Source organism: Agrobacterium sp. GW821-FHT14E08, from assembly GCF_058803865.1.
Genome location: NZ_JBXAPJ010000002.1, coordinates 226,004 through 241,425, shown reverse-complemented (window position 1 = coordinate 241,425; position 15,422 = coordinate 226,004). Strand labels below are relative to the sequence as shown.

14 protein-coding genes are annotated in these 15,422 nt (G+C 60.8%); 7 read left to right on the top strand and 7 right to left on the bottom strand.

Annotation, left to right across the window (positions count from 1 at the left end; all coding sequences use genetic code 11):
• Positions 1-184: 184 nt before the first annotated feature.
• The 3 genes from AC1ROR_RS09965 to AC1ROR_RS09955 all read right to left on the bottom strand — a co-directional run bounded on the left by AC1ROR_RS09965 (position 185) and on the right by AC1ROR_RS09955 (position 3,175).
• Positions 185-955: an HAD-IIB family hydrolase gene (locus AC1ROR_RS09965; RefSeq protein ID WP_035218762.1), complete on the bottom strand. Its 771-nt coding sequence runs from the start codon at positions 953-955 to the stop codon at positions 185-187.
• Positions 952-2,298, bottom strand: a complete 1,347-nt coding sequence (locus AC1ROR_RS09960) for a glycosyltransferase family 4 protein (protein WP_498589312.1) — start codon at positions 2,296-2,298, stop codon at positions 952-954. The genes AC1ROR_RS09965 and AC1ROR_RS09960 overlap by 4 nt, the downstream gene beginning before the upstream one ends.
• A 103-nt stretch (positions 2,299-2,401) precedes the next feature.
• A complete protein-coding gene (locus tag AC1ROR_RS09955; RefSeq protein WP_498589311.1) occupies positions 2,402-3,175 on the bottom strand; it encodes a FadR/GntR family transcriptional regulator in 774 nt (257 codons plus the stop codon).
• 310 nt (positions 3,176-3,485) lie between these two features.
• Between AC1ROR_RS09955 and AC1ROR_RS09950 the strand changes: the two genes are divergently transcribed.
• Positions 3,486-4,760 (top strand): DUF3422 family protein, encoded by a 1,275-nt coding sequence (locus tag AC1ROR_RS09950; protein ID WP_498589310.1) that lies wholly within the window; start codon positions 3,486-3,488, stop codon positions 4,758-4,760.
• Between the two features lie 60 nt (positions 4,761-4,820).
• Here the strand turns inward: AC1ROR_RS09950 and AC1ROR_RS09945 are convergent, their stop codons facing one another.
• The gene (locus AC1ROR_RS09945) at positions 4,821-5,720 is read right to left on the bottom strand and encodes a LysR family transcriptional regulator (RefSeq protein WP_498589309.1); all 900 of its coding nucleotides are present in this window, start codon (positions 5,718-5,720) and stop codon (positions 4,821-4,823) included.
• A 112-nt stretch (positions 5,721-5,832) separates the two neighbouring features.
• On the opposite strand from AC1ROR_RS09945, the gene AC1ROR_RS09940 reads away from it, so the two are divergent.
• The 3 genes from AC1ROR_RS09940 to glcF all read left to right on the top strand — a co-directional run bounded on the left by AC1ROR_RS09940 (position 5,833) and on the right by glcF (position 9,994).
• Positions 5,833-7,266 carry an FAD-binding oxidoreductase gene (locus AC1ROR_RS09940; protein ID WP_035218750.1) on the top strand — a complete coding sequence of 478 codons (1,434 nt, stop codon included), beginning with the start codon at positions 5,833-5,835 and terminating at the stop codon, positions 7,264-7,266.
• Positions 7,267-7,486: 220 nt separating this feature from the next.
• Positions 7,487-8,689, top strand: a complete 1,203-nt coding sequence (locus AC1ROR_RS09935) for an FAD-binding protein (RefSeq protein ID WP_498589308.1) — start codon at positions 7,487-7,489, stop codon at positions 8,687-8,689.
• Positions 8,690-8,692: 3 nt separating this feature from the next.
• Positions 8,693-9,994: a glycolate oxidase subunit GlcF gene (gene glcF / locus AC1ROR_RS09930; RefSeq protein ID WP_498589307.1), complete on the top strand. Its 1,302-nt coding sequence runs from the start codon at positions 8,693-8,695 to the stop codon at positions 9,992-9,994.
• Positions 9,995-10,239: 245 nt separating this feature from the next.
• Here the strand turns inward: glcF and AC1ROR_RS09925 are convergent, their stop codons facing one another.
• The gene (locus AC1ROR_RS09925) at positions 10,240-10,899 is read right to left on the bottom strand and encodes an outer membrane beta-barrel protein (RefSeq protein WP_080833576.1); all 660 of its coding nucleotides are present in this window, start codon (positions 10,897-10,899) and stop codon (positions 10,240-10,242) included.
• A 263-nt stretch (positions 10,900-11,162) separates the two neighbouring features.
• Positions 11,163-11,936 carry a L,D-transpeptidase gene (locus AC1ROR_RS09920; protein WP_498589306.1) on the bottom strand — a complete coding sequence of 258 codons (774 nt, stop codon included), beginning with the start codon at positions 11,934-11,936 and terminating at the stop codon, positions 11,163-11,165.
• A gap of 238 nt (positions 11,937-12,174) precedes the next feature.
• Between AC1ROR_RS09920 and AC1ROR_RS09915 the strand changes: the two genes are divergently transcribed.
• Positions 12,175-12,804: a DNA-3-methyladenine glycosylase I gene (locus tag AC1ROR_RS09915; protein ID WP_035218739.1), complete on the top strand. Its 630-nt coding sequence runs from the start codon at positions 12,175-12,177 to the stop codon at positions 12,802-12,804.
• The gene (locus AC1ROR_RS09910) at positions 12,801-13,244 is read left to right on the top strand and encodes a hypothetical protein (RefSeq protein ID WP_080833580.1); all 444 of its coding nucleotides are present in this window, start codon (positions 12,801-12,803) and stop codon (positions 13,242-13,244) included. Before AC1ROR_RS09915 ends, AC1ROR_RS09910 begins: the two co-directional genes overlap by 4 nt.
• A gap of 12 nt (positions 13,245-13,256) precedes the next feature.
• Here AC1ROR_RS09910 and AC1ROR_RS09905 read toward each other — a convergent pair whose 3' ends face one another.
• On the bottom strand, positions 13,257-14,300 hold the full coding sequence (locus tag AC1ROR_RS09905; RefSeq protein ID WP_498589305.1) for a YeiH family protein: 1,044 nt from the start codon (positions 14,298-14,300) through the stop codon (positions 13,257-13,259).
• Positions 14,301-14,381: 81 nt separating this feature from the next.
• Here AC1ROR_RS09905 and AC1ROR_RS09900 point away from each other — a divergent pair, with 81 nt between their 5' ends.
• A complete protein-coding gene (locus AC1ROR_RS09900; RefSeq protein WP_498589304.1) occupies positions 14,382-15,299 on the top strand; it encodes a LysR substrate-binding domain-containing protein in 918 nt (305 codons plus the stop codon).
• Positions 15,300-15,422 lie beyond the last annotated feature (123 nt).

The window sequence follows — 15,422 nt, the reverse complement described above, 5'->3', positions numbered from 1 at the left end:
AATATAGATATCCCGTAAGTTCCGCCAATCCCTCATCACCCATAACCCACTACTGTCTTCACGCTGATGAAGATTAAGAGGCGAAGATGGAGGCGAGCGAAACCGTGCCCGGAATTCCCGGTCAAACAGCCGATTGCGGAAAGCCGTATCTGTCTGCTTTCAGGTCTTTCGGAACGCAAACCGCTCAGGGATTACGGTCGGAATTGCGCTGGCCCGCATCCAGTCCCCAATGCCGGAGACCGTCTATCACACCATCCGCTTCCGTCGCGCCCGAGAGGAAAAACTGGCTCTTGCTATTTGCCAGGGAAACGAGTTCCGGCAAGGCATTGCCAACGATCACGCCGCGAACGCCATTCAATTCGAACATTGCCCGATCATTGCCAGTATCGCCCGCAACGACTGATTCGTCGAGGCCGATGCGCAGTTGTCCACATAACCATGCCAATGCCGCGCCCTTGTCGGCGGCCTTCGGCAATATGTCGAGGTCGCGATTGCTCGAATAAACGATGCGGGCCTCGATCTCGGCCGCCAGCAGAGCGTTTTCAATATCGGCAAGCGCCTTTTCATCCGCATCCTGCAGGAACCAGCTGGATTTAAGGCCATGCTGATAGCGCTCTTCCTGCATCGTTACGCCGGCCAGGCCGGTCATGACACCGGCAATCTTCAGCGGGTCGAAACCCGTGCCGAGCGAATGCCTGTAGGCGTCTTCCAGCTCAACATGCTCTTTCGCATGCAGCATGGTGCCGACGCCGCCGATGATGTAATCGGGCCGGGGCAGCGGCACCTCTTCCATGAGCGCCAGCTGGTCATCGACCAGCCTGCCGCTGTTAAAGACCAGAACCGGGCGGCGATCATCCGGCAGCGATTGCCAGAAATCGCGGAACCGGCGCGTGGCGTCATTATTGCCGACGACGGTTCCGTCGAGATCGGTGGAAAAAAGACGAAGCGGTTTCAATCGCCGTCGTTCCATGGTTCGGCCCAGTCCGCTTCTTCCAGAACCGGCATCATGGTGCGTCCTTCCACAAGAGCCAGCAATTGCTGCGCTATGCCGGTCCAGGTGAACAGGCTGCGCGCTTTGTGTGCGCCCATTCGGGAAAGTCGCCCGTAAAGCCGCTCATGCTTGAACGGTTTCATCATGGTGATGCCAAGGTCTTCCTTGTCAAAAGGATCGGCAAACAGCGCGTGGCGGCCATAGCTGATGGCCCTGAACAATCCGCCATGGGTAGTGACGACGGTGGGTGTGCCACTCGCCATCGCCTCGATGGCGGTCATGCCGAAGGGTTCATAACGGCTTGAAAGCACGAAGAGATCGGCGGCGCGATAAATATCCGGCAAATCCTCATCGGTAACATAACCGGAAAACGCAACCTTCTCTTCGAGACCGAGCGCTTTCACCCGTTCCTTCAACTGATTGAGGATCGTGGTTTCCTGCTCGTCCATGTTTTCGCCGCCGACGGCCAGATGCAGCCGGGCTTCCGGCTCGCGCTGCGCCAGCACCGAAAAGCCGTCGATCAGCAGGTCGTAACCCTTGTTCGTGGCGAGACGCCCGAGCGCCAGCACCGTCTTGCCCTCGAAGCCGAAACGCTGCCGGATCATCTGCCGCGTCGCATCCGAAACGGGGAAGAAGCGGTTGTCGTCATAACCCGGCGGGATCATATGGATGTGCTTGCGCTTTAGGCCATAATCCTCAATCAGGACGTCAAGCTGCACCGGCGTCGTGGCGATCACCATGTCGCAGCTGCGGTAGATGATCAGCTCATGCTGGATACGTTCCCTGAAATTGAATTCCAGCTCGAACGTATCGGCTTTTTCGGGATAGTCGGTCTCCATCTGGCGCTTCTTCCAGAGGCCGAGCGAATGCGGCGTATGCATATGCGGGATTTTCAGAGCCTCGGACAGCCGCTGCCCGGCAACGCCCGCATCCCAATAGTGGCTGTTGATGAAGGAATAATTCAGGTCGTTTTTCTTGATGAAACGCAGCGCATTTTCGCACCATTCCATCAGGTGGCGGTGCAGATATTCCTTGGGAATGAAATCGCTTCCGCCACAGGGAATGCGTACCACGCGGACACGCTCGTCAACCTCGTCGAATTCCGGCTGGTCTTCGAAACGGCGGGTATAAAGATCGACAGTATAACCGAGCTGGCCGAGTTTGCGTGCAAGCTCAAGCACATACACCACCTGTCCCCCGGTGTCGGCTGCGCCCAGGGGCGGGTGCGCGGCGACATAGCCATGCGTCGATATGAGAGCTATCCGCGGATAGCGTTCAGTTTCGCTCGTGGTTGTCATGGGTCCCATCTTGGTAAATTTTTCCAATTAACCCGGTAAAAAGACCAAACAGCACAAAAGGTTCCATCAAAACCTGAATAAAAGAGATTGCGTATTTCGCCTGCCGGCGTTTTCAGCTGCTGCGCTGCTGCTGCCGCAGACGCGAAATCCGGTCCCATTCCCGCGCCTGATGCGCCTTGGATGTCGTCTCCACGATGAAGTCTATATGGGCCTCCGCCGCCGCCCTTGCCGCTGCCGGATCGCCGGCGGCAATGGCATCATGAATGGCTATATGCTGTTTCAGCACCTCGTCATGGGCGCCGGTAACGGTGAAGATGAGATGGCGATTGTAGAAGATATCATCGCTCAAAAGCCGGTAGCAGGACCGCAACGTGTGCATCAGCACGATATTATGCGCCGCCTCGCCAATGGCGTTGTGAAATTCCACATCGCCCGAAAGCTCCTCTTCGAAACGGCCCGCCTCATGCGCTTCGCGCATTTTCTCCACGATGGCGGCGAGGTTGCGCCTGTCCGGCTCCGTTGCCCGCTGTGCGGCAAGTTCGGCTGTCATGCCTTCGATATAACGGCGATATTCGAGGAAATCCCGCGTCGCCCGGCTATGACGGGTGATGAGTGCGCTCAGGGGATCGGAAAAGACCGGGCCGACAATATCGGCAACATAGGTGCCGCCACCGTGTCGGCTCACGAGAAGGCCGCGGGTTTCGAGTTCTTTCAGCGCCTCCCGCAGGATCGGCCGCGAGACATCCAGCCTCTGCGCCAGCTCCCGCTCACCGGGCAGCCGGTCGCCATCGCGCAATATGCCGTCGAGGATCAGCTCCTCGAAACGTAAGATCACCTCCTGCGATGTGCGGCTGTGCTCTATCCGCGCAAATAGCGTTTCGTCCATCGCAGCATTCTCCGGCGAAATTCGCCCCTGGGGTGTGCCTGTCTGTGCAATCCGGCACAAATTATCAGCGAAGCGTCGCACTGGTCAATTATTCTGTCCAGTTTGGTGGCCTGTTCATGCTGGATTGCCTGCGTCAACACGGCATCTGCCCTTTTAAACTGGCTTTTGTTAAAGCAGCACCCGGACAGGGTGATGATGGCGGGTTTTCTTCGCCAGTTGCATCAAAACAATTACATCGGCTTCGATTGCGGTGTCGCCATCGCTATTGATGCTTTAGAAAACCGGCGGAAACAGGCGGGGACGGTATCGCATGGCCAAGGGTAGATTTGCTTTCGCAAGCGCGCCGGAAAGGTCGCTGGCGCTCGGGGAGGTGCATGCGCGCCCGACGGTGCTTCTCGCCCCGTCGCGCATCATCGTCCAGCTTGCCTTCATGATGGATGGCGGCTCGGCCGTGCACCACTCGGTCATCGCGGAAATGTCGCGCAGCCGGGGCGTTGCGCCGCCGGAACGCGATGCCCGCCACCACGCCATGCCCTGGGGGCAGGGCACGCTGCGCTGGGAACGGCACACGGAATTCTCGACCTGGTTCTGGGATGGCCCCGCGCCGGAAAAATTCGGCGGCGAGATTGCCGGCGATCCCTTCGGCGACGGCTTTTCGCCGCCCGGTTCCCTGATATCGGGCATTCGACTGGAAATCCGCGAAGATAGCGCGCTCGCTGCCCAGGCCGGAACGATGTTTGAACCGACCAGCCTCTGTCACAGCGACGTGCGCGACGGTCAGGCGACGATCCTCACCGATTTCCGTCAGGATCGCGACGGGCTGACGCAGATATTGGTGATCGACCGGGGTTTGAGCGATTACAGCCGCGGTGCGCTGGTGCAGCGGCTGCTGGATATCGAGACCTATCGCACGCTTGCCATGCTCGGCCTGCCGATGGCGCAGACACTCTCGCCGGAAATCCGCCGCATCGAGGATGGTTTGACGGGCATCACCCAGCGCATGAAGAATGGCGCGCGTGACGAGGCTGATGCGCTGCTGGCCGAAATGACCCGGCTTGCGGCGGAACTGGAGGCCAATGCCGCGCTCAGCCTCTATCGTTTCGGCGCCAGCCGCGCCTATGACGGCATCGTGCGCGAGCGCATCCGCGCCTTGGCGGAAACGCCGGTGCTGGGGCACGAAACCATGGGCAGCTTTCTGGAAAGGCGTCTTGCGCCGGCCATGCGCACCTGCCAGTCCGTGGAGGAGCGGCAGGCCAACCTGTCGCGCAAGCTCTATCGCGCAACGGCGCTCGTCCGAAGCTGGATCGACGTGGAGCTGGAGCGGCAGAACACGGTGTTGCTCAACACCATGAACAAGCGCGCGGCCATGCAGCTTCGCCTGCAGCAGACGGTGGAAGGCCTCTCGGTCGCCGCCATCTCCTATTATGTCGTTGGCCTCATCGGTTATCTCACCAAGGCGATCAGCCATGACGTGCTGCCGGTCGATCCCGCCGTAGTCACCGGCATCTCGGTTCCCTTCGCCGTACTCGGTGTCTGGTGGGTGGTGCGCCGCATCCGTCGCTCCCATGCCGAGGGCGGGCACTGACGGATAACCCAGTCTCCCTCATTCCTGTGACGGCACAGGGATGAGGAAGTGGACCCTTTTTCAACCCTGCTCCCAATAGGGCGAAGGCCCATAAAGCCCGGCCAGATAATCGATGAACAGTCGCACCTTCGCAGGCAGGAACTGCCGGCTCGGATAAACCGCCGAGAGCGTCACGTTGCGTGATCCCTCATAGGCGGGCAGAACCTGCACCAGTTTGCCGGCGCGCAATTCATGGCCGATATCCCAGGTGGAACGGAGCGCAATACCAAGCCCCGATATCACTGCTTCGCGGATCACCTCGCTGGAATTGGTGACCAGCATGCCTTCCGGGCGGATGCTGAGCGCGCCGCCCGGTCCTTCCAACCGCCACACATCGTTATTATGGGCCGGCAGGCAGCGGTGTTTCTTCAAGTCCTCGATTGTCGTAGGCATGCCGTGGGTTGCGACGTATTCCGCCGAAGCACACAGCACGCGGCGCACCGGCGCCAGCCGGCGGGCCACAAGGCTGGAGGAATTGAGGTCTGCGATGCGGATCGCCAGATCGTAACCGCCTTCGATGATGTCGATGAACTCGTCGCTGAGCACCAGATTGACCGAAAGGTCCGGATGCCGCTCCATGAAATCCTTTAGATGCGGTGCGATATGCATGCGCCCGAAGGAGGTGGGGGCGGAAACCTTCAGCGTGCCGTTGACGGTATTGGCGCGGCCGGAGACGAAATCCTCCGCCTCTTCCAGCCCTTCCAGCACGGCAAGCACCCGCTCATAAAAGCCCTGCCCCGCTTCGGTCAGCGAAATCTGCCGCGTGGTGCGCTGAAAAAGCCGCGCGCCGAGCTTTTCTTCCAGCCGCTTGATGCGCTTGGAAATGACGGCGGGTGAATAACCCAGCTCCTTGGCGGCCAGCGACATGCTGCCGGAGGCGGCAACGCTCGCGAAGACTTCCAGATCGCCCAGATTCGTCACAGTTAACCCCTGATTATTTCCGTAATGGAAAAAATCCATAACATTTGATTGCGCTCTTTCAAAGTGGTAAAGAAAGAATACCAGTTGAGGAAATGTAGATGGAGGAGGGGCGGTGACGCAGCCGATCAAGTTTCTGGAGCCACGCGCAAACGTCGTCGCAAGCCGTGACCGCATCATATCCGACCTGAAGGATATTCTGGCCGCAGACTGTCTTGTCCACGAGCCGCGCGAACTCGTGCCTTTCGAGACGGATGCCTTCGTTTCCTATCGCCGCCTGCCGCTGGCCGTGGCATTGCCGAAGACCACCGAAGAGGTCGCGGCGGTGATGAAATATTGCCACCGTTACGGTATTCCTGTCGTGCCGCGCGGCGCCGGCACCTCGCTGTCCGGCGGCGCGATCCCGCAGGAGGATGCGGTGGTGATCGGCCTCTCGAAGATGGCCTCGATCCTCGAACTGGATTTTTACAATCGCACGGCGCGGGTGCAGGCGGGCGTCACCAATCTTTCCATTTCCGATGCGGCCGGCGCGGAAGGTTTCTTTTATGCACCCGATCCCAGCTCGCAGCTTGCCTGTACCATCGGCGGCAATATCGGCATGAATTCCGGCGGCGCTCATTGCCTGAAATACGGCGTCACCACCAATAATCTGCTCGGCGTGAAAATGGTGCTGGTGGATGGCACGGTGCTGGAACTGGGCGGTAAATATCTCGACGCCGCCGGCTACGATCTGCTCGCCCTCGTCTGCGGTTCGGAAGGCCAGCTTGGCATTGTCACGGAAGCGACAGTGCGGCTGATCGCCAAGCCGGAGGGCGCGCGCCCGGTGCTGTTCGGTTTTGAAACCTCTGAGGAGGCGGGCTCCTGTGTGGCCGATATCATCGGTGCGGGTATCATCCCGGTCGCCATCGAATTCATGGACAAGCCGGCGATCGAGATTTGCGAGGCCTTCGCCAAGGCGGGATATCCGCTGGATGTCGGCGCATTGCTGATCGTCGAGGTCGAAGGCTCCGAAGCGGAAATGGACGCCATGCTGGCCGATATCGTCACCATTGCCAGAAAACATGGTGTGAAGACCGTGAAGGAATGCCAGTCGGCCATGGAGGCCGCGGCGATCTGGAAAGGCCGCAAATCCGCCTTCGGCGCAACGGGCCGCATCGCGGATTATATCTGCATGGATGGTACGGTGCCGCTTTCGCAGCTTTCTTACGTGCTGAAAAAGACAAGCGAGATCACCGACCGCCTCGGCCTGCGCGTCGCCAATGTCTTCCATGCGGGGGATGGCAACATGCACCCGCTCATCCTGTTCAACGCCAATGACCCTGATGATGCGGCCCGGGCCGAAGAGGCAGGCAATGAGATATTGAAGCTCTGCGTCGATGCCGGCGGCTGTCTCACCGGCGAGCACGGTGTGGGCATCGAAAAGCGGGATTTGATGCGCCACCAATATGGCGAGGCCGATCTTGCCCAGCAGATGGCGGTGCGCGCGGCATTTGACGAGGGGTGGTTGATGAACCCTTCCAAGGTGTTTCCGCTGGAGGGGAGGGGATGATGGGTGTGAATTCTGTGCTCTCTGTGGGTGTGGTTTACCCCCCTCTGCCCTGCCGGGCATCTCCCCCTCAAGGGGGGAGATCGACAAGCGGCGACCTCCCGCTCAATTTTCGAACGGTGCAATTGAAACGATGTGCCAGCCTCTTGCCGATCTCCCCCCTTGAGGGGGAGATGCCCGGCAGGGCAGAGGGGGGTATCCCTTGCTCAAAGGCGGCCACCCCATGCTGACCCCATACTCAGAAGCCCAGGCCGCCGATATCATCCGCGACCACGCAACTCGAAAAAACCCGCTGAAAATCATCGGCGGCAACACCCGTTCCGGTTTTGGCAACGCCGTCGCGGCAAATGATGCGCTCTCCTCCCGTGCCATGAACGGTATAGTCTCCTACGTCCCCGCCGAAATGGTCATGACCGTGAAGGCCGGCACGCCGCTCGCCACGATCGAAGCCGCTCTTGCCGAAAACCGGCAGATGATGGCGTTCGAGCCGATGGATCATCGCCCGATCATGGGAACGATGGGTGAGCCGACCATTGGCGGCGTCTTTGCCGCCAATGTCTCCGGTCCGCGCCGTTATGTGGCAGGTGCGGCCCGCGACAGCCTGCTCGGCGTCCGTTTCGTTAATGGCGGCGGTGAAATCATCAGGGCGGGTGGCCGGGTGATGAAGAATGTCACGGGCCTGGATCTTTCAAAGCTTCTGGCCGGTTCGCATGGCACGCTCGGATTTCTGACGGAAGTCACCTTCCGTGTGCTGCCGAAACCGCCTTCGGAGAAAACGGTTGTCGTATCCGGCCTGGACGACGAAGCGGCGACGCGGATCATGGCCGCAGCCATGGCGATGAGCGTCGAGGTTTCCGGGGCGGCCCATCTGCCGGAAAGCGTGCGCTCCCGTTTCATCGATGGCGTCCTGCCGGAAGGTCCGGCGACAATCCTGCGGCTGGAGGGACTTGGGGCGTCAGTGGAAGCGCGCGCCGCCAAACTCCTCTCCGTCATGGATCGGGTCGGGCCATGGGCGCTGCTGGAAGGCGAGGAAAGCGGTGTTTTGTGGCGGCAGGTGCGGGATGTTGCCCCCTATGCCGGGGAAAACGCCAAGCCGCTCTGGCAAGTCTCGGTCGCGCCGGCGGAAGGCCACAGGCTGGTCGCGGCGCTGCGCATGGAAGCGGGCATCGATGCCTTTTACGACTGGCAGGGCGGCCTTGTCTGGATGCAGATGGAAGCTGATCCCGAGGCGGATCTGCTGCGCGGCGCGATCCGGGCGCTGGGCGGCGGCCACGCAACGCTGGTGAGGGCAAGTGACGCGGTGCGCGCCACCGTGGCCGCATTCGAACCGCGCCCGGCGGCGGAAGCCATTCTGTCCGCGCGTATCAGGGAAAAGCTCGATCCGGCGGGCATCTTCAATCCCGGCAAAATGGGAAGGGCCGTCTGAGCCATGCAAACATCCTTCACGCCCGAGCAGCTGGCCGATCCGCATGTGGCGGAATCCGAAAAGATCCTGCGCAAATGTGTACATTGCGGCTTCTGCACGGCCACCTGTCCCACCTATGTCACGCTCGGCAATGAGCTGGACAGTCCGCGCGGCCGCATCTACCTCATCAAGGATATGCTGGAAAACAGCCGCCCGGCTGACCGCGAAGTCGTTACCCATATCGATCGCTGCCTGTCTTGCCTTGCCTGCACTACCACCTGTCCCTCCGGCGTGGATTACATGCATCTGGTCGATCATGCCCGCGCCCATATCGAACAGACCTATAAACGCCCTTTCATGGACCGGCTGACCCGCAATCTTCTGGCTGCGGTTTTGCCCTATCCCGGTCGCTTCCGGCTCGCCCTGCATCTGGCAAGGCTGGCACGGCCCTTCGCCGGGCTGCTCGCGAAGTTTCCCTCGATGAAGCCGCTGCAATCCATGCTTGCTCTCGCTCCCGCCTCCATCCCCGCCATCTCCGCTTCCACCCGTCCGGGTAAGCGGCCGGCGGAGGGAGAAAAGCGCGGTCGCGTCGCCATCCTTACCGGTTGCGCCCAGCCGGTGCTCGACCCCGGCATCAACGAGGCGACGCTGCGGCTGCTTTCGCGGCTTGGGGTCGAGGTCGTGGTTCCGAAGGGGGAAGGATGCTGCGGTTCGCTGGTGCATCACATGGGGCGGGAGGAAGAGGCGCTGGCCGCCGCCCGCCGTAATGTCGATGTCTGGACGCGCGAGATGGAGAATGGCGGGCTCGATGCCGTCATCATCACCGCGTCGGGCTGCGGCACCACGATCAAGGATTACGGCCATATGCTGCGGCTTGATCCGGCCTATGCGGAAAAAGCCGCGCGAGTCTCCGCGCTTGCAAAAGACATCACTGAATATCTTGCCACCCTCGATCTGCCGCAACGGCAAAGCCAGGGCCTGACGGTCGCCTACCATTCCGCCTGCTCCATGCAGCATGGCCAGAAGATCACGCTCGCACCGAAACAATTGCTGAAAGCGGCGGGGTTTACCTTGCGTGATCCGGCGGAAGGGCATCTCTGTTGCGGGTCGGCCGGAACCTATAACATCATGCAGCCGGAGATTTCCGGAAAGCTGAAGGCACGCAAGGTCAGGAATATCGAGGCCACCCGCGCGGACGTCATCGCCACGGGCAATATCGGTTGCATCACACAGATTGCGACAGGCACGGACATGCCGATCCTGCACACGGTGGAGCTTCTGGACTGGGCCTATGGCGGGCCGAAACCGGCGAGGCTTTCGGTTTAGAACGTGGTGCGCCGACAAGGCAGTGATCCGGCGTCATGACGCAACGGTTGGAGCCAGTGCGCCTTTCTGAGGCTTCTCCTCATCCCTGTGCTTGTCACAGGGATCCAGCCAGCCCAAGTCCTTGGGCTGAGAGGAATCTTTCCCCGCGCAGACGCGCGTCGGCTGGATTCCTGTGACAAGCACAGGAATGAGGTTGGGGGGGGCACCCAGCACCTGCCGGAAAGCCCCCGCTTGCCACGCCAATACTAGAACTTATAGGCCACGCCAAAATTCACCGCATTGGTGATGACATCGGTCTTCAGCGAGGCGCCATTGTCGATATCCACATCGATAAAGGAGTAGGTGCCCTTATATTCCACGAAGGTCGACCAGTTGTCGGTGATGCGGTAGCTGACGCCGGCCTGTGCCTGCAGGGTTGCGCCGCCGAACTGGTACTCGAAGGTGCGGCCGGAACCGCGTGTGACCTCCACATGCGGCACGTTGATGCCGACGCCCGCGCCGACATAGGGTGTCAGTGGCAGCTTCTCCAGCGGAAAGCGGTAGAGCGCGTTCAGCGTCAGAAGGTTCAGGCCGTCGGTAAACTCGAAATGCGACCAGCCGGAGCGGGCAAGCGTCTGGTCGTCGGCATAGACCTTGTCATGGGTGAAATCGAGCGAGATACCGAAATTGTTGAGCCGGCCCTCATCGAACCAGTAGGTGCCGCGCACGCCCCAATAGGGCGGGCTGGAAAACGACTTGCCTTCCCAGCCGGCCCGGAAGTCCGGTCCGTCCGACACTTTAACATCGCTGTGCGGCGCGCTTTGCCAGCCGCCATAACCGGAAATTTCAAATTCCCCCGCCATTGCGGCAGAGAAGGAAACGCCGCTGAACAACAGGGCGCAAACAAATAAAGTATGGCGCGGCATGAAGAGAATCCAGATTGATATCAGGAATGCACCAAACCGTTTTTTGGTAACATTAAAATGACAGAAACGAAAAACGGGCGGTCAGCAGACCACCCGTTTTAAGGCCGTTCCATCATCCCCCTGAGAGAGGTTCGGCGCCTGGCGTCCCCCGCCAAGTCTCGATCAATTGGATTTGGCGCGATTGTACCGCCGCAAGACGGCAATACAAGCGGATACGCCGCCATATTGCCCATGGATGTCCGGAATGGGAAAACCCGTTGCCGTCATATCACAATGACGGTGGTTCCGACGTTGACGCGCTCATAAAGATCGGTGACATCCTCGTTGCGCATGCGGATGCAGCCGGATGAATTGTTGCTGCCGATCGTCCATGGCTGGTTGGTGCCATGGATTCGGTAAAGGGTGGAACCGAGATACATGGCGCGCGCGCCCATCGGATTTGCCGGGCCGCCTTCCATGAAGGCCGGCAGGTAATGTCCCTTCGCCGCCTCGCGGGTAATCATCTCCTTCGGTGGGGTCCAGCTCGGCCATTCCGCCTTGCGGGTCACCTTGTGCGTTCCGGCCCATTCAAAACCGGGCTTGCCGACGCCCACGCCATAACGGCGCGCCTTGCCATCGGCCAGGACAAGATAAAGGAACCGGTTCGGCGTATCGATGACGATGGTGCCGGGTTTTTCATTGGTCTGGTAGCTCACGATCTGCGGCAGGAATTGCGGCGCGATCTGCGTGCGCACCGGCGCATTCGGGCGCACGGCGGCATTCTGCACCCTCGCAGGGCGCTGTGATGTGACGCCGGAACTGGGGCGCTGCGGCATGGCGACCTGGCGCTGCTGGAAGAGCGGCTGGCCTGCGGCAGGCGCGCGCGGATAAACCACGGGGCGCACATTGCCGCGTCCAAGCTGGGTGACCCAGGGGGCGGAAAGGTCGGGGCTGACGACGACGGGCGGGCGCTCGCGATAACGCTCATTGGCCATGGCGGCCGGGGCGGCGAAGGTGGAAACGAGGCTCAGCGCCAGAAAAACGGACTTCATCGTCATCGGGTGGACTCTCTCTGCGGGATGTCGCAACAATCAAAATCGCGGGTATCATTCGCCCGCATTGCCGGACACGTTCGCACCTTGACGCAAGTGAATCGTAAATGGCTGTTCATTAAAAAGCGCTTCATTAGCGCAACCTGTATTTAGGGTTAGCGCCTGGTTTTGAAACGTGGTGAATGAGTGGTAAGTGCGCGTGTCCCGCCGGTGATTTGCGGGAGTGGAAAAGGGTTGTTGCGGAATGAACGAGGCGGGACTTGAAACCGGCGCTGATGGCCGCGTGCGGTGTTTCTGGCAGCAGGGGCTGGAAGATTACAGCCGCTACCATGACGAGGAATGGGGTTATCCCGTCACCGATGACCGCCGCCTGTTTGAGAAGATCTGTCTGGAAGGGTTTCAGTCCGGGCTGTCCTGGCTGACGGTTCTGCGCAAGCGTGAGGCTTTCCGCGTCGCCTTCGCCAATTTCGAGTTCGAAAAAGTGGCCGAGTTCGGTGAGGCCGACATAGAGCGCTGCCTTGCCGACAAGGGCATCATCCGCCATCGCGGCAAGATTGTTTCAACCATCAATAACGCCCGCCGGGCCCTGGAATTGCGGGACGAATTCGGTTCGCTCGCCCGTTATTTCTGGAGTTTCGAACCTGCCGCCGCAGAAAGGCCGCAAAGGCTGGACTATGCGACGTTAAGGGCCAACCCAACCAGCGCCGCATCCATTCGCCTTTCCAAGGATCTGAAGAAGCGGGGCTGGAGTTTCGTCGGCCCGACGACAGTCTATGCATTCATGCAGGCCATGGGTATGGTCAACGATCATATCGAAGGTTGTCATTGCCGCGAGCCGATCGAGCTCATGCGGCGGGAGTTTGTACGTCCATGAAGGTAACCTCCCTTCTTCTGGCTCTCACCATGGCCATGGCCGCCGTGCCGCATCAATCCTTCGCTGAAAGCCGCAATGTCGATGGCATCTGGCTGGATGATGGCGAAAGGCTGAAGGAAGTCGCCTTGCCGCCGACCGGTCCACTGAAGCTCGATGGCTGGACGCGGCGCGGCCGCGGCGATGTTTACCGTTTGAAAGTCAAGGCCGGGCAGACGGTGAAGGTCGAGCTTGCCTCCTCCAGTGAATTCGTCCTGATGGCAATCTTCGATTTCTCGACGCCCGATGAGGATGCGATCTTCTTCAGCGATTCCCAGGGTAAAACTGCGACACTGACGCCGAAGGCGGATACGGAATGGCTGATCCGGCCGACCCTTATCCTGGGATTGCCCCGCCGTGGTCTCGGCGCCCACTATACGCTGACGGTCAGCACCGAAAAATAACGGCAGTCCCGCTCAGCCCGCTTGCGTCAGGACGATCAGGCCGAAACTCAAAACACCAAGCAGCACGAGCGAAAGGCTGGCGGCGACGATGACCTTGCCGCCGGCATGGCGAAGGCTGCGAATATCGACCGAAAGGCCCAGCGCCGCCATCGACATGATGGTGAGGATGTTGGAGAGCGAGGCGACAGGGCCGATCAGAGCCTCGGGAATGAGGCCGAAGGACCGCGCCATGATCATCAGCACGAAGGCGATGATGAACCACGGAACCATCTGCTGCAATCGCAGCCGTTCCGTGCCGGACTGGCCATGGATGACGGAAAGGGCGGCGATGACCGGTCCCAGCATCAGCACGCGGATGAGCTTGACGATGGTGCCGGTCTGCACGGCGACTGCGCCGAGCGGGGCGGTTGCGGCCAGAACCTGCGGCACCGCATAGACCGTCAGGCCGGCAAAGATGCCATATTGGGTGGCATCAAGACCCAGAAGCTGCGGCAGGAATGGCATCAGCAGCACGGCGACGACGCCGAGAACCGCGGTAAAGGCAATCGAGGCGGCGACATCTTCAGGCTTCGCGCCGATGGCGGGCGCGGCGGCGGCAATGGCGGAGTTGCCGCAGATGGAATTGCCACAGGCGATCAGCGTCGCAAGCTTGGGCGGCAGGCCAAGCATCCGCCCGGCGGCATAGCTGACGATCAGCGACAGCGCGACGATCAGTGCAATGCCGCCAATCAGCAAACCGCCGGCACCTTTGAGGATGGAAAGGCTCAAGGACGCGCCGAGAAGCGCCACCGCGATTTCGAGCAGGGTCTTGGCACTGAATTTGATGCCGGCCGAAGCGACCGCGGGCAGCGACACCAGCGAACGCAGCAGCGTGCCGATCAGAATGGCGAGCACGAGATCACCGAGCCATGCGTGGCCTGCAAGCCGCACCTGAAAGCGCTCTACCAGAATGGCGGCGCAGCTGACCGCCGCGCAGAGGAGAATGCCCGGCAGGAGCGGGGTGAGCCAGCGAAGCGAGAACTGAAAGGGATGAGCGAGGGTGCGATGTTGTGCCATGGCCAGACAATGCCGCAGCGGCCTGTTTTATTCTATCAAATAATATGGCATATATTATTCGATAAAATCGAATGAAAAGCCATGACCTTCGAACAGCTCCGCATTTTCATCGCCGTCGCCGAACGCGAGCACCTCACAAGGGCCGCCGAAGCCATCGGTCTGACCGCCTCCGCCGTCAGTTCCGCCATCAAGAATCTCGAGGCCTTTTACAACGTCGAGCTTTTTCACCGGGTCGGCCGCAACATCGAGCTGACCGAAAGCGGCCGGGTGTTTCTGGGTGAAGCGAAGGCGACATTGTCGCGTGTGCGCAATGCGGAATTGATCCTCTCCGAAATGGGCGGGCTGACGCGCGGCGAAATCACCGTATGCGCCAGCCAGACCATTGCAAGCTACTGGCTGCCGCCGATCCTGATGCAGTTCAAGAAGCTCTATCCGGGCGTCACGCTGAAACTCGATATCGGCAATACGAAAACGGTGACGCAGGCCGTGCTTGACGGTCTGGCCGAGGTCGGTTTCATCGAAGGCAGGATCGATGAGCCGGCTTTGATGGTGCAGCCCGTCGTGTCCGACAAGCTGCTGGTGGTCACCGGTTCGGCGCATCCTTTCGCGGATGGCCGTTATCTCACCGCGCTCGATATGCTCTACGGCACCTCATGGGTCCTGCGCGAACAGGGCTCCGGCACCCGCTCCGCCTTCGAGGCGGCGGTGCGGCAGATGGGCGTGGACCCCGGCGAGCTTTCGGTCATGCTCGAACTGCCGTCCAACGAGGCGGTGGTGATGGCGGCACGCTCCGGCGGTGCGGCCACGACAGTTTCCGCTTCCGTCGCCTCGCTGTTTCTGCGGCAGGGGCTGCTGGTCCGAGCCGGCATCGATCTGCCTGCCCGAAACTTCGCTTTGCTGCGCCATAAGGAGCGCCATACCAGCCGGGCGGCCATGGAATTGGAGCGCCTCAGCCGTGCGGCCTCGGAGGATTACAAGGCCGGACTTGCGGGCTTGTAGCAGAGTGGCGAGTGGCACAGGCGGCGTTCGCGCGGCTGCCGTTGGCATGGGAAGGCCGCCGCTTGTTTCTTCTCCCCGAGGGGGAGAAGTCCGCAGCAGCGGGATGAGGGGGCGACGGTAGAG